The organism is Liberiplasma polymorphum (genome assembly GCF_043951795.1).
Lineage (GTDB): Bacteria > Bacillota_I > Bacilli_A > Izemoplasmatales > Izemoplasmataceae > Liberiplasma > Liberiplasma polymorphum.
This window is the reverse complement of record NZ_JBIOAG010000033.1, coordinates 1-21,812: the sequence shown is the minus strand read 5'-3', so window position 1 is coordinate 21,812 and position 21,812 is coordinate 1. Positions and strand designations below refer to the sequence as shown.

Sequence of the window (21,812 nt, the reverse complement as noted above, 5' to 3'; positions counted from 1 at the left end):
CAATAACAATGATTAGGTTTTACTTAATTTTCTGTACTGTCTATAACTAATCATAACTTTCTTTTTCTCATCATAGAAACATAATACAGCGAGTTTGAAGCTTCTTAAGAATGTTACGATGAATCCTTCTTGTAAGTCAGGTACTTCTTTAAACGCACGTTTTAGATAGTAATTAGGTACTCTTGGGTTTAAATGATGGACATTGTGATAGCCAATCGCACCTGTGAACCATTCTAATACGACTGGTAATTTATAAACTGAACTTCCTTCTAATGCTGCATCTTGAGATTTCCAGCGCATTGTATGTTCCCAGTAGACATCTTCATATTGATGTTGGATGTAAAATAACCAAACACCAAATACTGAAGCAAAGTAAATAATTGGCAGTTGGATTAGTAGATAATATTGAAATCCAACGGTATAAGAAACCGCTAAAATAATTGCAAGTATTCCTAAGTTTGTGATAATCGTACTTAGCCATACTTTTTTAGTGTTAGTTGTTGGAAATCGTTGACCAATCACAAACATAATCACAGGTCCTACAAAGAATAATAGGAATGGATTACGATATAAACGGTACTTGATTTTTCTTAGTAATGACACTTTTTCATACTCGTCAGTCGTCATCATCCATACATCACCAATCCCTCTTTTTTCTAAATTACCTACAGAGCGGTGATGGATAATGTGATCTCTTTGCCATTTGAAAAATGGTGTAAATGTTAAAATTCCAAAAATATGACCTAAAACAATCATTGCTTTGGTTGATTTAAGGAACGATTTATGGGTACAATCATGAAACATGATAAAAACTCTGACTAAAAACAGTGCTGGGACAATACTAAATAGCACGACAAATATATATGGTACATTAAAAATGATCATATAATACATCGCTACTACGAGTAAGCCAAAGGGAATCAATGTATTAATCATTTGAAAAATTGCGCGAGCAGTTGATGGTGTGGCATATGGTTTAATCTTATGGTTTAGTTCATTTGCCATGGGGTGATACCTCCTATATTTTTATAGGTCTATTGTACCTTTTTAAATTACTTTGTCAAGCATAGTACTTTCAGTGTTTAATCCTTTTATTAAAACATTTAAAAAAGTACAATCTTTATAGGTGGTCACTTTTATACTGTCACTATAGATGAACTAATTCTTGCTCGATTGATTATCAATCGTTTGCCAATAATAAATGGCTATTTGCGTGCGGTCTCTTAAGGATAGTTTTTCTAAAATAATGCTAATAACATTTCTAACTGTACCTTCACTTATGTATACTCTTTTCGCTATTTCTTTATTTGAATACCCATGGGCTACTAGTTCCATACAACTATTTTCTCTTTCAGATAAAAGGGAGGACATTTTAGCAGAGGTGAACTCTATTAAAGCTTCTTCACTTATGATTGCCTGACCTTCAAATACATTTTTAATCGTATGAATTTGTTTATCAACATCATCGCTTTTTAATAAGTACCCACTTGCTCCAGCATGAAGCGCTTGGTGTATATGTCTAAAATCTCTAAATGTGGTTAACATTATAATTTTAATAGATGGATTCATTTTTTTTATGTTTGCACAAGCTTCAATACCATCCATAACAGGCATGCGAATATCCATTAAAATTAAATCAACATCTTGTTTACTTGTAAACTCGAGTGCTTCTTGACCATTAGAACATTTCCCAACAATCTCAAATGATTCATCTTTAGATAAGATAATTTCTAGACTCTCAGTGATGAGTTGATCATCATCTACTAATAATATTTTCATATTAGATGCCCTCCTCTAGCCTTATTGGTAAAACACAAATCAACGTAAAATGATATGTCTTCCTTATGATTAAAGTACCGCCTAACCCTTCAACTCTACGTCTCATATAACTTAGTCCAAACCCACTGGTTGTTTTTACCTCATTAATTCCATCATTAGTAATGGATAAACGAACTATGTTTTCATCTACCAGAAGTTCAATGCTTAAAAAGGTAGGGATTGCATGTTTTTGTACATTAGTTAGTGCTTCTTTTAAAACAGATAGCAATGCATGCCAATGGGTTGCATTCAAAATATCAATAAAACCTTTTTTACTATAGTCAACTTTCACATAGTTAAACTGTTCAATTAAATTATTGAAACGCTCAATGCCGTATATTTCTTCTGGCTTGGTTTGGTGTACCGTATTCTTAAGACTTTTAACCGACTTTTCAAGTCGCTTTTTAAGTGAGGAAAATGATGCGTTATCTAGTGCTGACTCGTTATTAGATTCATAGGCTCTTAATGCTAAGAGTGCCCCCGTTAGTTCATGCCCTAAATCATCATGTAATTTATGAGCAATGCGATCACGTTCAGATAAAATACTTACTCTAGAAATTTCATCTTGTGATAGGATCAGTTGCTCTTTTTCTTGTTCTAAGGTGTAAACTTTTTCCCTTAAGTTATCAACAGTTTTAACAGTTTTATTTCTATCTGTTTCCCATACATAAAGAATTGTACCACTCATAAAGGTTATAAATCCTATTAATAGACTTTCCAAATTTAAAAAAGCAAACCCTAACCATAATAATAAATACCAAAATATAACCCCCATCTTACCTTCATAAATTAACAGTAACACACTTGGTAAAATCAAGTATATCCCAATATCATATACCCAAATCAACCCAAGATAAATCAAGAAATCTATTGCAATGAAGTGCGTTCTAAAATTAAATCGTATGCGCACAACAATAACTGTAACAGATACTATCCAAAGGAAAAAAACCGCAGGTTCCTGCGGTTTAATTACTAAAAGTATTAATCCATAAAGGATGCTTAAACTTACATATAACAACTGCTTTGGACTTAATGACAAACGCATTAATTTAATCTCCTCTTAGAACCTATTGTTAAAAATATTATAGCAAACCCCATTAAAATCAACAAGCATAGGATTACTACATTACTAACATTATCAGTAGCACTTTCGAGTCCGTATGCGTACCAGTAAGTAGGTAATACAACAGCAATTGTTCTTAGATTATCTGGTAACAATGACAGTGGAAAACTCATCCCACCAATCACTGCCATTAAGTTTGCAACAATGCTATATACTGCGATAGAAGTAGCATAAGTTTTAAAAAGTGAATGCCAAAATAATGAAAAACTAACTGACATAATTGTAAATAGTAACAGTAGTAAGTATCCCCAAAGATAGAAACTTAGTGGTGCTTCCCATCTAAAAACTGAAATCACCCAAAACAATGTTATTTGTAAGAGCATAACTAACATATAAGCCCCCAAATGCCCTAATAAATAATCTTTATGGGTTGTAGGCGATGCTGCTATTCTTATAATTGTTTTATATTGACGGTCTTCAATAATTTGTTTGGTAAGTAAAAAAGTTGAAAAGAGAATTACTAAACCAAAAATACCATAACCTATAATTGGTGTACCCATGCCTGCAGGTTGAGGTAAAAACGAGAGAATTATTGGAAAAAGGATAATTAAAGCTAGGGTTAAGTGTTGTTTTAATATGCGCTTTAAAGCTAACTCAAATACAACACTCATAATACCACTCTTTTACTTAAACGATATACAACCCCTGCGACAATTAAAATCGCTAATCCTAGTAGTCCAACACCAACCAAAGCTTGAGTGTATTCTGTATTGATAAATCCATATGCTGCATAATGTGTCCAGGCTAACGGTGTAGAATATTTAGATAAAAATATCGTTATATTACTTTCTGGTAATGGAAAGAAAAACCCTGCAACTACCATTGCTCCAATAATATATAAAGTTATAAATGCTTGTGCTTTCGAAGCTTTTTTAAATGCAAATATACAAAGTGCAGCCAAGAGTTGCGCAAATAGTACACCCATTAATAAAACTACTATTACAAAAGCCCAATTTGGAATCACCGCATTAAACACAATAACAACATAAGCTAATAACACTATAGATTGTAAGAAACTAATCACTACACTAAAGAAAATATTTGCCATAACGAACTTCATCGGATTAACGGGTGTTGCACGCAATCTATTTTTAAACGGTTTGTAAAAATCATGTTCAATCCCTTCAAATGTATAAGCTGATCCAAATCCCTGAAACATAATAATATAGACAATCCCGATATATAAAGCAGATTCTTCAACACTTGGTGCGCCTTCAATGCCACGGTTTACCGAAACCATGATAGAAATTAATACCAGTGGCAAGCCTATTAAAATCAAATGCCCTAAGTAATCTTTTAAAATACGTAACCCATAAAATCTTAACATTTAGTTCACCTCACCATCGCGAAGTGATTTTCCTGTTAACATAAGAAACACATCTTCAAGATTGGCTTGTTGGTTTGAAACATTCATAATTACTTGGCTTGCTAATAGATTAAGTACTTTATCTAGAATACTTGCACCTGCTTCAGCGATGATTTGATAATTATTATTATCTAGACTAACTTCTTTAACATCGTTGATTGATTTTAAAGCTTGCACCGTCTCATCTTTAGCGTTTTTAACTTCAATCACAATGACTTGGTCACCTTTAATTTTCTCTATTAACTCTTTAACGGTCCCTTTAGCAATGATATGGCCTTGATCTATAATATAGACGCGATCAGAAATAGCTTGGACTTCTTCGATGTAATGTGATGTATAAATAATTGATGTATCTGTTTTTTTAGCTAGTTCTTTTACAAATTCTAAAATATAGTTTCTACTTTGCGGATCAATACCCACAGTTGGTTCATCCATAATGATTAGCTCAGGTTCATGTAAAAGCGCACAGCCTATATTTAATCGACGTTTCATTCCACCTGAATAACGTTTAGGGATCTCGTGTAATCTTTCAGTTAAGCCAATCAACTTAGCAACTTCTGCAATACGTTGCTTTAATTTATCCCCTTTTAATCCATAAAGTCTACCAAAAAATCTTAAGTTTTCATAAGCACTTAAATCTTCGTATACAGTCACTTCTTGAGTTACAAGGCCAATGCGGCTTCTTAATGATAATTTTTTACCATTTTGTTTTTCTCCAAAAACAATGACATCACCTTCATCAATATCTAACAAGCCGACAATCGCATTAATTGCTGTAGTCTTACCTGCACCATTTGGTCCCAATAACCCTACAACTTCTCCTTTTTTAACTTCCAAATTTAAATAATCGAGAGCTAATCGCTCCCCTTGATAACGCTTAATAACATCTTTCATATGTACAATCATTGTAATCACCTCGACTAAAGGATATCAAATCGTTACAACATGTGGTAGTGACATTTGTCATTAATTCATTAAATTTATGATAATTCTGATTTTAATATATCAAAAAATGCTTCTTTTGCATAATGTTCATTCCATGGTGTATGTCCACATTTAGCTAATAAATAGTAACGATGATTTAGGTTAAGTTTTTCAATTGAACTTTTTATGCCATGTGCTGGGTGAGAATCATAATCTCCATGAATGATTACAACATCGCATTTAATTGCCTTACCTAGTTCAAGCATAGCGCCACTATTTCTAAATAAACTTGCTTCACTCCAAATTGATTGAAAAATCTCATAGTTAAACAATTCACTCTCATAGTTTAAGTGAATGGGTTTGTAGGTATCTACTTGTTCAATGATTTGACCCATTCTCGGAAATAGTGTGTTTTTATTTTGATGATTAGAATCTTGTAGTAATTTTTGCAAGTGTTCTAATTCTTTAGTTTGTGCTGGGGTTATTTTGCTTTGTCTATTTATTTGAATTTCTTGTGCATAACTAACTTCTAACATCCCACTAGAGACCATGATTATTTTACTTACCAAATCAGGATGATTTGCCGCAAACATAAATATTAGCATCGCGCCCCATGAATGACCAACTAAAATAGCAGGTAATGAAGCATTTTCTTTTAAAATGGTTTTTAGTTCCTCTAGTTGTGTCTTAATAGTATTTTTCGTTTGTAAAGCCTCAATGATCCCATAATCTTTAGAAAGTTCTTCACAGACTGGTTTAAGGCTCCCTGCTGCGCCAGGTCCGCCGTGAACTAAAATTGTGTTGTAAGGAGGATTTCCATATTTTCTTACATTCATATAATGCTCCAATCTATGATTTCTATTACTAATCATAAATAATTCTATAATTTATATTACCATTATTTTATACATTTGAGATGTTTACTATTTTTAAAAGCCACTATTCCTATTGTGCGCTTGAATCAAAAGCTTATTTATAATTAATACAAATAAGAATCTTTAAGGGGATTTTTATGAGAAAATTATTATGGATAGGTTTATTGTTTTTTATTTTAAGTAGTTGTGGACTAAAAGATGAACGCAGAACACCCGATGATGCACGTGAAATTTCAAACAATCATCCTGATTTTGACACCATTCATTTTGTAGTGAGTGCTAATTGTGATTATGATTACTTTTTTGAATATGAACCTATGAGAAATGGTGGTTTTTTTGCTTATGGCTATAAAGATAATCAACCAAAACTATTGATTATTCCAGCACAAGTTGCTCATGAAGCTAAAATGATATCTTGGCCATTAATGTATTCGGTTAACGATATGATCGATTTACTTAATAGCACTTCTGATGAACCGTTACTTAGTGAAGAAACAATGTACAATCATGTACGGATTGAACTAACCCGTTCTTTATTAAGTATTGAAGTTCCAATTGATTATGATTTAGCGTTTTTTATCGTTATTACGGTTGATAATGTAAAGTATACGATTATTCAACATCAACTCCGTCTTCATATTTATCACCAAGATGATGGATTAATTATTTCAAATTAATCTAGGTTATATAAAAAAATGACGAATGCATGCATTCGTCATTTTTACTTTTTATTGCTTAGTTGTTCAATAAAACAGGTGTAAAACTTCTTGCGGCGACACTTACACTAATCACATCACCAGAAGGTGTTGTGAAACGCACCGTTTGAGCACTTGAACTAGGATTCCAAATCATAGCGTGAATTTGACCTTGTTGATTTTGGTAGATTGATGAGGCAACTACCGAATGTATTTCCATAATATATTCTGTATTGCGTTGACCATAAGCGTTAAGTCCGTGTAATAGATAATATGTTTGGGACAAATCACTTGGATAATCATCATTTAAAATGAGTGATGCATTAAATTGTTGTAAAGCAATGCTAGGATTAATAATCGCTTGAATACTCCACATATTTGCATACCAAGTATCAATCTGTTGGTTTTTCGCACTTAAATACGTGCTATATATTTTTGATAAACGAGACATTTCGTCTTCATTTAATGCATAACTAGATAAATACTCCCCATTTGGTAACCACTGAATTCCATAGATAAATGTAGGGTTTGCACCAAACCAAGTTGCGTAATCATACTTTCCACCCCATAAAATACCAGCCACTTGTGCGTAATCGCTATATTCATCTGGAAATATGGTTTCTGAATAATCAAACATATAGGTTTTCGCATGATTAAGTTCATGCACAAAACCGTAAATTGCAGCTTCTTTTAAGTCTTTATCTTCAGTAGCTAAGGCCCATAAATACCCACCAACCCATGAATTAATCGCTTCACTTGAAGATTCAATATTGTTACCTTCGGCAAATGTCGCAAATCCATGTGCCCATGTGTGACCTGCCCAAGGATCAAAACTTCTTAAATAAGCAAAATCATAATCATCTTTTACAGGTTGCATGTACCCTCTAAGTAACAGATCTACCATATCCTTATAATCACTTAGAAAACTAGGATCATACATCGCAAGGACACTTGAGGCATGGATTAAATACCCATGTGTAAAACTATGATCACTTAACTCACTTGCTGTATTAAAATCATTATTCGAGTAATAGACACTACCCCAGGCTTCATTGTAAAATAAATAGCGTTCATCTGAAGCGTTTGATACATTAAACCAATCGGTTAATATATAGCGCAACCTTCCAATTAACTCACTTTTAAGTGCATCATTTCCTATTTGATCGGCAATAATAATGCCTTGGCTTAATGGATACATGGCTTTTGAGTTCCAGTATGGGCCTTCATCATTTAGAAAATTTGAAGTGTCATTAATTTCGGTTCTTGATGCTAAGTCTTGAAGGTATTCAGTCATTAAGGTCTCATCAAAAGCACTTGAGTTAGGCTTGGTCATAGCTGGTAAGACGCCATGAAACGATAAAGCAGTTTGGAACTGATTCCCTTCTAACAGTTTCATCGTTCCTCTTATCGTACGCATTGAATAATCTGTTAAATTATTGTCTACGATTTGTTGGTAGTGATGTGGCATTAAAAACTGAAGCATTGAAGATTCATCATTGTTATTTAATGATTGGTATGCCGTTTGATACGTTGTTATGACTTCACTTTTTTGATAATCCACAACATAAGAAACATCCCCTTTTAAGGGTTTATTAAATGCGTGAGTGTGGTAATAAACAGCTTCACTGATTGATTGAAGTGAGGCTACAGAATAATAATTGCCTTCATTTAATTCCATACTAATTTTATTATTTAAACCAAAGGGATGATTATCATTACTAAATGTAAATGATGTTCCATTTGGGGTACTAACTAAGAAATAACGATCTCCGTAATTAGGTTGACCAACTTGGGCTGGTCTTGATGTTTGGTAGCCAATATGTTTTTGTACAAGTTTAATAATGATTCCATCACCTACATAAGATGTTCCGTTTATACGAATGCCATCTACTGTATAAAATTCGTAACTAGAAACCCCATTCGATGCCAGTCTAATAAACGGTGATTTTTCATTTGCAAGTTCTACAAATATATAGGGAGAACCTTGAGTATAAGTCACAACCATTTGATCAGCTAAACTTTGATTATTTCGCATCGCAACACTAACTATTGTATCACTATAATCTACCACTTGGGTTCTATATTCAGTAGAAAGATCCGATGATTTCATATGAAAATCTGGTAAAGCCAGTGCAAAATTTGCCATCGTGTTATAGCCATCAGGATTCCAATACTGTACAAACCCTACACCGTTATTAGTAACTTCAACCCCAGCACTACTAAATGATGAACGAAACGGATTGGTGTAAATGCCATTACCACCACCATAATTTTGAACAAGTAAAGACGTCCACCATCCATTAGATGGGACCGCTTTATCTAATAAATAAGGTTCAATAAACAAAGGATTAACAGGATGATCTATCGATGCATCACCGCCTGTTTTATAAGAACCTTCTCCTACAGTAACCGTTGAAGGACTAAATATATTTCTAGTATTAGTTTCTTTGACAATTGTGCCTTCTTTAATATGAATTGCTCTAGTAATATCAATTGTGTCTTCACCATATGTCATACTGTAATGAAGATTATAGGTCCCTACTTTACCGTAATGAACAAATCCATTCACTTTTAAATAATGGGTGATATTTTCACCAGATTGATTTTTAATTAAAACATCACGTAAAGGATTGAAGTATTCATTCAAAGTGAAATCTCCATCTTCTAATCCAATTACTTCTCCTATACCTAAGTCTACAATGACTGGATCGTTATTGTCAGTAGTTGGTTGCTTTCTGCAAGCACTTAATATCACTATAACTATTAATGTTAAAGCAATTAATACCATTTTTTTTAACATAAAATCCTCCAAATTAAATGCATAAACGAAAACGTTTTCGTAACTATTATATCACACCTATTTTTAATGACCTAATAAAATGTTTTATCTAAAATTTGGTTGATATATTCCCTATTAAATTGAAAACTTAACTTGTCAGCTGTATATGTTAATCGATTGTGACAACTAGCCTCTATAAAAAAACGATACCTTATTTAAATCAACAAGTCGTATCGTTTTAATTATTTTTAGTGTGTTTTATATTAATAAGCCTATCTATTTATCGTTTAATCTTCTTGATAAATAACTTTAAAATCTTCAAATACTACAGGGAGATCTTCCCTAAACTCATAACCAACAATTTTTCCTTCAGCACTGAAAAACTTTCTGTGTCCTGCTTGCCATGACTCCAAAGTATCATCTTCTCCTTCACGTTTACATATGTCATAGGTCATTTCATTAAATGGAATAATCGTAACTGCCTGGGTTTCAATGACACATCTAGGTGTTCCATTAAAATCGGTAACAATACTTAATTCACCGATTTTAGGCAGTGGTTCTTTTTCTATTTCATAAGCTAGCAAACTACTAGCTGTAGCTTTTTTTTGTCCTTTTAATACAAGGGCTAATAATTCGTTTGCAAGGTGTTCAGTTAACTCAAAATGAAAACATGAGATATATGTCGTATTTTCTGGTTTATTTAAAGCCTTTAAAAATCGTTGCCAGAATGCTTGAATAGTGTCCATGATAAAACTCCTTCTTTAATTAAATTCTCTTAATTATATTATTAATGAAGGACTTTATCAATCCCCTTCATTAATTGTATTAACTTCTAATTAACCCCCATGATATAATAGGGCTGATAAATGAACATAGTTCAATTTTGAAGGGAGCACTAAATGAAAAAGACGATTCTTTTCATATTATTTTTAGGATTACTATTCAGTGCAAGTTATATCGGTTATACGAACTTTAAACCCTATGAGTTACATATCTTTTATGATGAAGAAGACTTAGAAAACATTACCATAATCACCCTTAAATATAACGATGAAATACCAAGTATTGAAGACCCATCAAAAGAAGGCTATGTCTTTTCTGGATGGTATTTAGACCGCGAAAAAAATACACCCTTTGATTATAACTTTATGCCAAAAATGAACTTAACTTTGTATCCAGATTGGGGCACAGAAGGACTGAATTATGTAAAAACCGGTTCAACCTACACCGTCTCTAGTGGTACAGCAACCGCAACCCATATTAGAATTCCTAAAAGACATCAAGGCGCTTTAGTTACAGCTATTGCTTATCAAGGTTTTCAACATAAGTCTTTTATAGAAAGTGTTTTTATTCCTAATAGTATTGAAAGCATAGAAACTAGAGCTTTTTATCTTAATACTAATTTAAAAACGGTAGAAATCGAAGAAGGTAGTGTATTAAAAATAATCCATAAACAGGCTTTTTTTAGTACTCATCTAGAAAGCATTCATATACCAAGCAGTGTTGAAATAATTGATGAAGAAGCTTTTGTGTATAATCCTTATTTAAGCTCCCTGACGTTTGGCGATGATAGTAAATTGCAAAAAATAGGCGCGCGTGCTTTCGTTGCAAACTATAGTCTTGAAAGTATTTCATTACCAGATTCATTAATGATTATCGAATCAGAAGCCTTTGCGGCATGTAGTATTTTAAGTATTGTAGAAATTTCACCTAATAGTCTTTTAGAAAGAATTGAACAAAATGCCTTTAATTCAACAGCACTTACAGCAATTTATTTGCCAAGTCAATTAAATTATATTGGCACATATGCATTTAATGATACATTAATTACAGCACTTTATATCCCAATAAGTGTTGAAACAATTGGCGCTTATGCCTTTAGAACAAGAGTTCCTTCACAGTTGTTTACAGCTATTTATGTAGGCGCACAAAGCAAACCCGAAGGATGGCACATACAATGGAACCAATCAAACTATCACGTTGTTTGGGATGTACCAAGACAAGACTAATTATTTTAGAATATTATTGAATTTTAGTTCCTATTATTGTTTAATAGGGTTTGACTTCACGAGGAGTGATATTATGGAACACTATTATATTGATGATAGATGCATCAGGTTTGATTCCGTTAACCATGCTTATTTTATTGACGATAAACCTATTTTAAGCATTTCACAAATTGTCCGCGAGTTATATGGAAATCCCTATAAAAGGGTTGATCCTGAAATTTTAAAAAAAGCAGCGCTTAAAGGGAATGCTTTAAAAGACATGATATTAGACTATGAAACCCATGATATTAAAACTTTTCATGTTGAAATGCAAGGGTATATTGCAATTAAAAGACATCATCAGTTTGTCATGATTGAAAGTAGTCCCCTTGTACTCCTTAAACACCATGGTGCCATTATTGCCGCAGGGCGGTTTGATATGATTGTTCAATCTCCTTTTATCGACGGCCTTGGTTTAGTAGGCATTAGAAGAATGGCTCATATTCATGAAGAACAACTTAAGCTACAACTTAATTTATATAAACTTGCTTATGAGCAGACCTACAAAAAGAGAGTTAGCTATATCAAATGCATTCATATTCGTAATCGAAATCACACGTATTTAGATATTGCCGTGGATTCTTCTTTTGTAAAAGAGAAGTTGGATTTATTTGTTAAAACCCATCCGATTGACTACACTTTTTAATACCCAAAGCACCTCATTTTTGAGGTGTTTTGTAATTTACAGTATATTCCAAATATCTAAACGCGAATCGTTTGCATTTAGATTGTCTTGTGCTATAATTTATATGACTTATTTTGGGAGGGTTTTACAATGAGAAAAATACTATTACTATTAATATTAACTATACTAACTTTTACATTAAGTGCTTGTTTTCTATTTAGAGATATCCATACGTTTGAACTCATTGATATGGATCATGATAACGAGATTTTAGCATACATTCATAAGGACGATTGGCAAGGAGAATTTCCAACGCTTAGAACACAAGAGCGATTAACCTTAACTGCGAACATAGTTTCTAAAAATTTATCAAATCGAACATTGGATGAAGAAGGCGCTATTAACGGAATTAGTGTATCCGTTTTAGAAGGTTCAAGAGATGATGTTATTAGTATAGAAAATAATGGAGATCACGTCGTGTTACGTGCAATAAATCAAGGCATTACAGAACTTGAGTTCCACTGGATTCATGAAGGCGAGATCGTCTATACGACACCACCAATTTACTTGATGGTATATAATAGCGGACTTGAACAAGAAATATCCGTACTTGCATTTGAAATACTAGATTTAAATAACAATAGTGAAACCACAGCCTATGTTCACGGAGCGCACTGGCATGGCTCACTTCCTCGTATCACAATTGGTGGGTCACTAGATTTGAGTGCTTTTATCATGAATGAACATCAAGAAGAAGTTATTTTTGATGATAATGGTGTAATAAACGGTCTTCAAGTTTCACTAGCTACTGGCGCTAATGAGAACATTATATCGATTGAAAATCATGGCAATCACGTTGTTATACACGGGCTTAATATTGGGACAACACAAGTTGTCTTTAAGTGGATGTTAGATGGAGTTACACATTACACAACACCACCAATTACAGTACGCGTTATCGAATAATCATTTTAAAAACTAAACCATTAAAAAAACAGCTCTTTAGTTATAAAAAGAGCTGTTTTATTATACTTTTTTCGTGAAAACAGTTAAGTTTTCTCCTTCTTCTAACACATCAAAATGCATACGTTTTAAATACTTCATGTGTTTTAAATTACTTGTTCTAGTTACAAATCTTTCGTAGCCTGAGTTTCTAAATGATTCTGCCATTTGATTAAAAACATACATACCTGTTTTAAAATCACGATAACGAGGCGTTACAAAGTCAAGTGTAATTTCTAATGTCTTTTCATCTTTTTTTCGTGCCATAAATAACCCCGCAGGATTCATATTACGTAAAATAAAATAGCGATAATCATTATCTTCAATTGGAACACGGCCCATCGCTTCTTTAATGTAGGCATCATAAAAAAGAATGAAATTTTTAAGATACTCATCATCTTTATCAACGCTAATAACTTTAAAATAATCTTTGGTGGTAAACATTTGTCTTAAATAAAATAAGTTGATGGTTAAAATACCGACATTCATAATCATAACGGGTAAAGCTGATATCATAAACCCATAAGTAAACATGAACATTGAACCAAATAGATTTATAATACGTAGTTTTTTTACTGAACTCATTAATAATGATATTAGTATGATAAATGATGCAAATATACCGAAAATCTCTACAAAAAATTCATAAGTCATTGTTTTCACTCCTTTTAATCCATAACCTAATTATACTATATCATGAATCTCAAGCTCGGTATAAAAGACAAACATGAATATCTTTCTAACTTTATCCTAATTAAAACGATCTTTCATGGATAATATTATTTAGAATAACCTTCATAACCACCTGATATTTTTATAAGAAAAAACAGTTTTTTTTAAAATTGTGATTGCAAGTAGTTTAAATTCTATTAGTAATCGTGATAAAATAAATAATAAATTACTAATAAAGGGGTAAACTATATGTCTATTTTAGTCTTGAATAACGAAAAACTCTATTACTCATTTTTATCTGGTGCAAACGAAGTTATTGCACAAAAAAACAATTTAAATGCCATTAATGTGTTTCCAGTACCTGATGGAGACACTGGTTCTAATTTAGCCTCAATGATGCAGACAATACTCGATAAATCATCCCTTACAGATAATTATAATGACACACTCATGTCTATTTCAGATGCTGCTTTAATTGGTGCAAGAGGTAATTCAGGTATTATTTTTGCTCAGTATATTAATGGTTTACTAGAAGCCTTAGAAGAAAACGAAACGATTGATATTGAGTTTTTTTCTAAATCATTAACCGCTGCAGTCCCTTATGCTTACAATGCGATTAACAACCCTGTTGAAGGGACAATGATTACATTAATGCGTGAGTTCGCTGAAATTATTGCAGTCATAAAACTAAAAACAAAAGACTTTATTGCCTTACTTACAGAAGCACAAGAACATTTAAAACTAGCCTTATCAAAAACGACGAAAACATTAAAAGTATTAGCGGATGCAAACGTAGTTGATGCTGGTGCCAAAGGTTTTTATCATTTTATTGAAGGGTTTATTAATTACATTAAAACAGGTAAATATACCGCACAAGAAAAATCTGATGCGGATATCGCAATCTCTCATATGGCTCATGTTGAGGATCATGATGAGACCCATCGCTACTGCACCGAAGCTTTAATCAGTGGTAATAATTTAGACCGTGAAGTCATAAGAAAAGCTATGAGTAAATACGGTGATTCTTTGGTTGTTGCTGGTAATGCTAGAAAAACGCGTGTTCACATTCATACAAACAGTCCACAACATGTATTTTATGACTTAAGCAAATTTGGCTTTATTCAAGAACAAAAAGTTGACGACATGAAAAAACAATATGAAACTGCCCATAATCGTAAGTATTCTATTGCGCTTGTCACTGACTCTATTGCTGATTTACCACAAAAATTTGTTGATAATGAACAAATTCATGTTGTCCCAATCAACTTAATGATAGAAGATAGTAATTACTATGATAAACTTACAATCACCTCAGATCGTTTTTACGCTTTCATGGATAAGCTTGAAAAGTATCCGACTAGTGCACAACCAAATCAACGTGCAGTTGAGAATTTATATTCATATCTAAGTACTTATTATAATGAAATACTAACAATAAACGTTTCTGCAAAAATGAGTGGTACTTATAGTGTATTTGAAAAAGCTGCTGAGAAGTTCAAAGATACTGATGTGAAGATTACCGTAATCAATAGTAAGCAAAATTCAGGCGCTCAAGGATTACTCGTTATGCGTGCACAAGAAATGATTAAAGACAACCAACCTTTAGATGTTATTACAAAAGAAATTGAAAGCTTAATAGAAAAAACAAAAATCCTTGTATCTGTTCAAACATTAAAATATATGGTTCGCTCTGGTCGTGTTAAAAAAACGGTTGGTATCGTTGGAAAAATCACCAACCTAAAACCTGTTATTTCTATTGATAAAGAGGGTGAAGGCATAATTTTCGATAAAGCCTTCAGTATAAAAGGTAGCACACGTAAAATAACCAAACATGTGAGGCAAATCGTTGAAGAAAAAGGTATCGAACGCTATGCTATTGTCCACGCAAATGCCCCAAAACGCGTAGAAGCCTATGAAAAATTATTTACTGATTTAATCGGGAAAAAGCCTGATTATACAATGGATATCTCAACGGTTGTTGCAATGAGTGCTGGGATTGGAACTGTTGCGATTGCTTATATTTCAAAATAATTAAATTATTAAAACCATTTACCTGATTGAAACATAGATTAAACTGTGTTAAATTACTCATATAATCTTGATACTAGAAATAATAATTATTAGTAAGAAACATCACGGTTTAATAAATGAAAAGAGGGTTATTTATGGACTATAAAGCAGAGTCATTAAAGTTGCACAAAGCATTAGGTGGGAAAATTGAAATGAACTCAAGAGTAACCATTGAATCAACACAGGATTTATCCATTGTCTATTCACCAGGCGTATCTGAACCTTGTCTTGAGATTCAAAAAGATCCTACATTAAGTTATGTGTATACTAGAAGACATAATACAGTCGCTGTTATAACGGATGGTTCAGCAGTTTTAGGACTTGGTAATATTGGACCAGAAGCAAGTATGCCTGTTATGGAAGGCAAGGCTGTTTTGTTTAAATTATTAGGTGATGTTGATGCCATTCCACTTTGTCTAAAGACACAAGATACAGACGAAATCGTTAATATAATTTATGCATTATCCGGAAGTTTTGGTGGGATTAATCTTGAAGATATTGCTGCGCCAAGATGCTTTGAAATAGAACGTCGCTTGCAAGCAATGTGTGATATTCCTATTTTCCATGATGATCAACATGGAACCGCCATCGTTGTAATGGCTGCAGTTATAAATGCTCTTAAGGTTGTGGGGAAAAATATTGGGGAAATTAAAGCAGTAATAAACGGCGTCGGTGCTGCGGGGACTGCGATTGCGGAATTCTTGCTTGATTATGGTATTAAAGATTTAATTCTTTGTGACAAATTTGGTATTCTATCAAAAGATGATAATACCTTGTCAGAAACTCACATGAAAATGGCTTTAAAAACAAATACTAAATGTCTTCGTGGCACTTTATCTTTAGCTGTTGAAGGCGCAGATTTATTTATTGGTGTATCAGGTCCAAATTGTTTAACCTCTGAAGATATAAAAAAAATGAATGCAAAGGCAATCGTTTTACCTCTAGCTAATCCAACCCCTGAAATTGGCTATGAACTAGCTAAAACATCAGGTGCTCATGTTGTTGGGACAGGATTATCAAATTTTCCAAATCAAATTAATAATTTACTAGCTTTTCCTGGTGTTTTCAGAGGGACCTTCGATGCTAAAGCTAGTGAAATAAACCGAGAGATGATGATTGCGGCAGCACAAGCTATAGCAAACTCTGTAAGTGAGGCACAATTGTCTGAGAATTACATAATTCCTAACCCGTTAGATAAAAGTGTTCATCATAAAGTGGCCACTGCAGTTAAAGAAAGTGCCATTAGAACTGGTGCTTCAAAGCTTAAAAACGTTCAAGACGCAATGGAAGAGTCATCTCAAAAATAAAAATCTGACAATTTTGTCAGATTTTATTATACCCAATAATGATTAGATTGCTTGATAAATTTTAATCAATCTATCATACAATTCTTCATACTCATCACTAATAGTTTGTTGATCTTTATTTTCTTTAAAATATCTAACCACGTCATCTACAACATCTTCATAACCAACAAGTGAAGTATACTCTTTACTAATTGATTTAATTTTCGTGTTATCAAAAATTGCACTCCAACTTTTATCCCCTAGTAATGGGCCTTCCATTTCAGGCATATGTTTAATAATAAAATCACTTGGGATATGGACAATATTTGGTTCTACCTCTAATGATGAGGCGATTATATTGGTTAGTTGTTCCCAAGTATAGAGTTTTTCTCCTGTAATATGAAACACATCATTGTACGCTTTTTCATTACCTATTAAATAGACAAAACTATTCGCAAAATCACTACCGTGTGTAATGGTCCAAAGATTAGTTCCATCTCCAGGCATAATGACAGGTTTACCTTCTATCAATCTTTTCATATGCGCATAATCATATTGCCATCTTGTCATAGGTGCCATCAGCATTTTATTATTATAAGTATGCGATGGTCTTACAATCGTAATGTTCATATCTTTCACACTATTTAAGTAATTCTCACAAACAATTTTATTATGACTATACTCCCAATAAGGATTATGAAGTGGTGTATTTTCGGTTATTGGATAATCTTCTACCGGCTTATGATAAGCACTTGCACTACTTATAAAGATATATTGATCAGTTTTTCCTTTAAATAATCTTATATCTCTTCTAACTTGCTCTTCCACAAAAGCTACAAATTGAATCACCGAGTCGTATTGCTTATCTTTTAGTAATTTACTTGCTTCTTCTTCATTGTTAATATCACCAATGATAAAGTTTACTTCCTCAGGTAAGTCTTCATTACTTGTCCCGCGGTTCATAACGGTAACATCCATCCCTAAGTTTACACACTTTTTAACGACGAATGTACTGATAATACCTGTTCCACCAATTACTAATACTTTCATAGACATCTCCTTTTGATAGTACTAATTTTAATTTTATTTCATAAATATATTTAGTAATAAATAATCTCATTTAGATTTTAGTTTGTTAAACTTATTAAACCATATAATGAACTATTAATACAGTTAAAGACAAAAATGTATGAAGTTTTACTTTGTTAAATTTATACATTATAATAACACTATAAATATCTAATTTGAAAAGGAGCGATATTCATTAAAAAAATAGCGATATTAGTAGCTGATTTTTACGATGAAAAAGAACTTTATTATCCTTACTACCGTTTACAAGAAGAAGGTTTTGACGTAGATTTAATTGGTGCCGAAAAAGATGTGCCTTATAAAAGCAAGCACGGACTCGTTGCTGTAAGTAGCTTAGCCTCAAGAGATATTTCTGCAAATGATTACGATGCTGTTGTAATACCTGGTGGGTATTCGCCCGATCATATGAGACGTTGTAAAGAAACTGTTGATTTTGTGAAAGAAATGAACAACCTTAATAAACCCATAGCATCTATTTGTCATGGCCCATGGTTATTGATATCTAGTTGTGACTTAAAAAACAGAAAGATAACTGGGTTTTATTCAATTAAAGATGACATTGTTAATGCTGGTGCAACGTATATTGATGAAGCGGTTGTTATCGATAAAAACCTCATTACCTCAAGAACACCAAAGGATTTACCAGTATTTGTCAAAGCACTCATAGATGTAATGAAATAGTATAATATTTCAAAAGTCACTTTAACTCATAATAGAGCTAAAGTGACTTTTCTTATACATTAACTTTAATATCTAAATATAGCTGCAATCCCTTTTTCTGTGGGCATATCATCTTCATCTAAAACAAACACCGAACCACCTTGATTAAAAATATGTTCTGCTAAATCATCTAGTACATCATCATATAACGGATCTTTTAGCGACCCTTGTATGACTGTACCATCTGCATTATTAAGTTTACCAGGAATAGTTTTATCAGAAGCAATAATCGCCGTTTCAATATTTGCTTGAATAGCTTGTTTTCCAATTTCGTGGATGTTATCAGATGCTAATCCTTTAGCATGTGCTTGTTGGTACCTTTCAACAATTGACTTAATTTCGTTTTTATAAATAGGTTCAATGATTTCCCAAGCTTTCTCAAGGACTTTGGTTTCATTTAAATCTTTATCTGAAAGTTTTACCCCATCTTTAAGTAAATATTTGTTCTTAGATAACTTATGAAAAATGCCGTGATGTTCGGGTAGTGTCCATAGCACTAACGGACGTTTGGTTGGCTTAGAATAAGTGTTGTTAATAAAACGATCTATATATCTAAAATAACGTTCAGTATCCTTCTCAATAACATCTTTACTATCATCATGTCCATGATACATTGCATGGCTTGTAGCTCCGTTATATGATGCGTGTGATAAATAACTCTCATCATCTAATGTTCCTAAAACGTCTTCTTTAGAAATTGGTGTATCTTGCTCAAAATCAACTTTATGACACACATCTTGTGTACAAGTGTATAAAGCAAACATTTCACGATCAAGTGCTAAAACATCAAATGTTCCACGTGTTTGAAAGTGTCTTATAAGGGGTTTGGTGTGGAACGAATCTGCCACAATGACTTTTTCATTAACTTCTTTGTTTAAACGGAAAATTACATAATCGTTAACCATTGCAAATATGGCCACAGCACTCTTGTTGCTATGCCAAAATGTTTTGTTATCTTTAAGCTTGCGCAGTGGTTCTAATAATGTATTAATCAGTTTTTCATCATATTTTTTTCGTAGTGATTCCTCAACGGTTCTCAGATGATTTTTAAATGCAATCATGTCTTGCTGAACATCTGTTGCTGACTTGTGTGTGTTTTGATAGATCGACACAAATGGTCCTTCTTTTTCTGCGAAAATATCATGATTAAAATCTTGAATAATCTCGTACAAAATAAAAACCTCCTATTTTTTGTGCACAAGTTACTATAAATTAATTATAACATAATGCAAAAGTTTGCAAAGTCAGATACATGTACAGGTATGTCTTTAAAATAAAGTATTTTTATGTAAATATAACGTAATTCCAAGAAACATGCTGAATATCTTAGTGTATTTTATGACTATTTCGTTTATGTGTTATAATGAATAATGTTATATTAAATCGGATAAAGTATAGAGTTAGGAGGGTTCTTATGAATAACCCTGAAAGAAAAGATATATTAATTGGTATGCATGTTGCTGTTGTTCAAAAGCAAGATCAACGTAGCGGTCATTTAACTGAGGGTATCGTTAGTAAAATACTTACAAGTTCTCAAAAACACCCTCATGGAATAAAAGTGCTTTTAACTAGTGGTGTTGTAGGAAGAGTCAAAGAAATTTTGAATACAAAGACTATTTAATGATTCACTCAAAAAAGAACTTACCTAAAATGGTAAGTTCTTTTTTTCTTATAAATTTACTTAACTGACATGAATATATTAATCGCTGTTACTTTCTTTAATTAATATCGAGTAATGAAACAGTAAGTGTATATTCATCTAAATCTAATTCTCCATAGGTGATACTATCTTCAATTGCTTGCTTATCCACATAAGACATAATGGTATCTAATATCGTCATTGAAATTACTTTATCCGCAATTTTCGCATGGTTCAAAGTAAGTGTAAAGCTGGCATCTAACTCATTAATAGTTACATCAAATACTAAATGAACAGCTGTTTCAACCGTTGGATAACTTAGTCGTTTAACACTTATTGTTAAAACGATTTGATCATCATCGTTTAATGTCGCAAAAGCATAATCTATGGTGGCATGATCTGTAACGATAATAAATCTACACACATCAGTTTCACATTCTCCTAATGGATTGTAGTCTTCATTAAGGTTTTCTTTAATTGAATCATAAATCATATAGTTCATGAATGTTTCAATTTTTGAATAATTATCTTCTTCACTATTTACATCAAAAAAATCTTGTAGTGCACTGTGTGCTTGATCAAATGGTGTATTATCTTGATAAACGGCTTGTGGTAAATCTTCTTTAGTAATCGTTTCATTTATGGCACTTGTTATAACTTGTACCCCGATAACAAGAAAGGCTAGTAGTGCAAGAATAAAAAATAATAACTTTTTCATATACTCACTCCTTATTTTCATACATTTAATTCTAACATCTTTTTAACAATAAGTGTATTAATCGGAACTGACAATAAAATGGTGTCCCTTAAAGTGTTATATATTGTGAACAATAAGTTACTTTTTTAAACGGTTGATTGATTCTTTTACATCAACGACCCAAATCATATAAATAAAGTCACTTCTTTTTGCTGGAATCATATACCTAGGTTCACCAAATAAACGGCGCCACAACTGAATAGAGGATTCGATAATCGAATCAAAGCAAACCGTTTCAATCCCAGCTTCAAGTAATGTTTCTAAAATATAGATGAGCAGTTGTTTCCCGTACCCTTTATTTTGCATTTCTGGGTCTATATAAAG

22 protein-coding genes are annotated in these 21,812 nt (G+C 32.5%); 8 read left to right on the top strand and 14 right to left on the bottom strand.

What is annotated here, in order from left to right:
• Window positions 1–12 precede the first annotated feature (12 nt).
• The 7 genes from ACHAJD_RS07785 to ACHAJD_RS07755 form a co-directional block, all read right to left on the bottom strand.
• Complete coding sequence (locus ACHAJD_RS07785) at window positions 13–1,005, bottom strand: fatty acid desaturase (protein WP_435585299.1); 993 nt, start codon at window positions 1,003–1,005, stop codon at window positions 13–15.
• Window positions 1,006–1,158: 153 nt separating this feature from the next.
• Window positions 1,159–1,779, bottom strand: a complete 621-nt coding sequence (locus ACHAJD_RS07780; protein WP_435585298.1) for a response regulator — start codon at window positions 1,777–1,779, stop codon at window positions 1,159–1,161.
• Between the two features lies 1 nt (window position 1,780).
• A complete protein-coding gene (locus ACHAJD_RS07775; RefSeq protein WP_435585297.1) occupies window positions 1,781–2,863 on the bottom strand; it encodes a sensor histidine kinase in 1,083 nt (360 codons plus the stop codon).
• Entirely contained in the window at window positions 2,863–3,552 is a 690-nt protein-coding gene (locus ACHAJD_RS07770) for an ABC transporter permease (protein WP_435585296.1), read from the bottom strand. The genes ACHAJD_RS07775 and ACHAJD_RS07770 overlap by 1 nt, the downstream gene beginning before the upstream one ends.
• Entirely contained in the window at window positions 3,549–4,268 is a 720-nt protein-coding gene (locus tag ACHAJD_RS07765; RefSeq protein WP_435585295.1) for an ABC transporter permease, read from the bottom strand. The genes ACHAJD_RS07770 and ACHAJD_RS07765 overlap by 4 nt, the downstream gene beginning before the upstream one ends.
• Window positions 4,269–5,213, bottom strand: coding sequence for an ABC transporter ATP-binding protein (locus tag ACHAJD_RS07760; protein ID WP_435585294.1), 945 nt, complete (start codon window positions 5,211–5,213; stop codon window positions 4,269–4,271). It abuts the gene before it with no gap.
• Window positions 5,214–5,287: 74 nt separating this feature from the next.
• Window positions 5,288–6,067 carry an alpha/beta hydrolase gene (locus tag ACHAJD_RS07755; RefSeq protein WP_435585293.1) on the bottom strand — a complete coding sequence of 260 codons (780 nt, stop codon included), beginning with the start codon at window positions 6,065–6,067 and terminating at the stop codon, window positions 5,288–5,290.
• A 176-nt stretch (window positions 6,068–6,243) separates the two neighbouring features.
• On the opposite strand from ACHAJD_RS07755, the gene ACHAJD_RS07750 reads away from it, so the two are divergent.
• The gene (locus ACHAJD_RS07750; RefSeq protein ID WP_435585292.1) at window positions 6,244–6,783 is read left to right on the top strand and encodes a hypothetical protein; all 540 of its coding nucleotides are present in this window, start codon (window positions 6,244–6,246) and stop codon (window positions 6,781–6,783) included.
• Window positions 6,784–6,841: 58 nt separating this feature from the next.
• Here the strand turns inward: ACHAJD_RS07750 and ACHAJD_RS07745 are convergent, their stop codons facing one another.
• The gene (locus ACHAJD_RS07745) at window positions 6,842–9,601 is read right to left on the bottom strand and encodes a glycosyl hydrolase (RefSeq protein ID WP_435585291.1); all 2,760 of its coding nucleotides are present in this window, start codon (window positions 9,599–9,601) and stop codon (window positions 6,842–6,844) included.
• 266 nt (window positions 9,602–9,867) lie between these two features.
• On the bottom strand, window positions 9,868–10,326 hold the full coding sequence (locus ACHAJD_RS07740; RefSeq protein WP_435585290.1) for an ASCH domain-containing protein: 459 nt from the start codon (window positions 10,324–10,326) through the stop codon (window positions 9,868–9,870).
• A gap of 153 nt (window positions 10,327–10,479) precedes the next feature.
• On the opposite strand from ACHAJD_RS07740, the gene ACHAJD_RS07735 reads away from it, so the two are divergent.
• The 3 genes from ACHAJD_RS07735 (at window position 10,480) to ACHAJD_RS07725 (ending at window position 13,219) form a co-directional block, all read left to right on the top strand.
• Window positions 10,480–11,589 (top strand): leucine-rich repeat protein, encoded by a 1,110-nt coding sequence (locus ACHAJD_RS07735; RefSeq protein ID WP_435585289.1) that lies wholly within the window; start codon window positions 10,480–10,482, stop codon window positions 11,587–11,589.
• Between the two features lie 73 nt (window positions 11,590–11,662).
• Entirely contained in the window at window positions 11,663–12,274 is a 612-nt protein-coding gene (locus ACHAJD_RS07730; protein WP_435585288.1) for a hypothetical protein, read from the top strand.
• A gap of 129 nt (window positions 12,275–12,403) precedes the next feature.
• Window positions 12,404–13,219: a hypothetical protein gene (locus ACHAJD_RS07725; RefSeq protein ID WP_435585287.1), complete on the top strand. Its 816-nt coding sequence runs from the start codon at window positions 12,404–12,406 to the stop codon at window positions 13,217–13,219.
• Between the two features lie 60 nt (window positions 13,220–13,279).
• On the opposite strand, the gene ACHAJD_RS07720 is transcribed toward ACHAJD_RS07725, so the two are convergent.
• Window positions 13,280–13,909 carry a hypothetical protein gene (locus ACHAJD_RS07720; RefSeq protein WP_435585286.1) on the bottom strand — a complete coding sequence of 210 codons (630 nt, stop codon included), beginning with the start codon at window positions 13,907–13,909 and terminating at the stop codon, window positions 13,280–13,282.
• A gap of 267 nt (window positions 13,910–14,176) precedes the next feature.
• Here ACHAJD_RS07720 and ACHAJD_RS07715 point away from each other — a divergent pair, with 267 nt between their 5' ends.
• Window positions 14,177–15,958: a DAK2 domain-containing protein gene (locus ACHAJD_RS07715; RefSeq protein WP_435585285.1), complete on the top strand. Its 1,782-nt coding sequence runs from the start codon at window positions 14,177–14,179 to the stop codon at window positions 15,956–15,958.
• Between the two features lie 134 nt (window positions 15,959–16,092).
• Window positions 16,093–17,304 carry an NAD(P)-dependent malic enzyme gene (locus tag ACHAJD_RS07710; protein ID WP_435585284.1) on the top strand — a complete coding sequence of 404 codons (1,212 nt, stop codon included), beginning with the start codon at window positions 16,093–16,095 and terminating at the stop codon, window positions 17,302–17,304.
• A 42-nt stretch (window positions 17,305–17,346) separates the two neighbouring features.
• Here the strand turns inward: ACHAJD_RS07710 and ACHAJD_RS07705 are convergent, their stop codons facing one another.
• On the bottom strand, window positions 17,347–18,333 hold the full coding sequence (locus tag ACHAJD_RS07705; RefSeq protein WP_435585283.1) for an SDR family oxidoreductase: 987 nt from the start codon (window positions 18,331–18,333) through the stop codon (window positions 17,347–17,349).
• Window positions 18,334–18,546: 213 nt separating this feature from the next.
• Here ACHAJD_RS07705 and ACHAJD_RS07700 point away from each other — a divergent pair, with 213 nt between their 5' ends.
• Window positions 18,547–19,053: a type 1 glutamine amidotransferase domain-containing protein gene (locus ACHAJD_RS07700; protein ID WP_435585300.1), complete on the top strand. Its 507-nt coding sequence runs from the start codon at window positions 18,547–18,549 to the stop codon at window positions 19,051–19,053.
• A 65-nt stretch (window positions 19,054–19,118) separates the two neighbouring features.
• Here ACHAJD_RS07700 and ACHAJD_RS07695 read toward each other — a convergent pair whose 3' ends face one another.
• Entirely contained in the window at window positions 19,119–20,264 is a 1,146-nt protein-coding gene (locus ACHAJD_RS07695) for a baeRF3 domain-containing protein (protein WP_435585282.1), read from the bottom strand.
• Window positions 20,265–20,506: 242 nt separating this feature from the next.
• Between ACHAJD_RS07695 and ACHAJD_RS07690 the strand changes: the two genes are divergently transcribed.
• Window positions 20,507–20,713, top strand: a complete 207-nt coding sequence (locus tag ACHAJD_RS07690) for a YwbE family protein (RefSeq protein WP_435585281.1) — start codon at window positions 20,507–20,509, stop codon at window positions 20,711–20,713.
• Between the two features lie 97 nt (window positions 20,714–20,810).
• Here the strand turns inward: ACHAJD_RS07690 and ACHAJD_RS07685 are convergent, their stop codons facing one another.
• Window positions 20,811–21,449, bottom strand: a complete 639-nt coding sequence (locus ACHAJD_RS07685) for a hypothetical protein (protein WP_435585280.1) — start codon at window positions 21,447–21,449, stop codon at window positions 20,811–20,813.
• Window positions 21,450–21,566: 117 nt separating this feature from the next.
• The coding region (locus ACHAJD_RS07680; protein WP_435585279.1) for a GNAT family N-acetyltransferase at window positions 21,567–21,812 on the bottom strand (246 nt) is incomplete at its 5' end.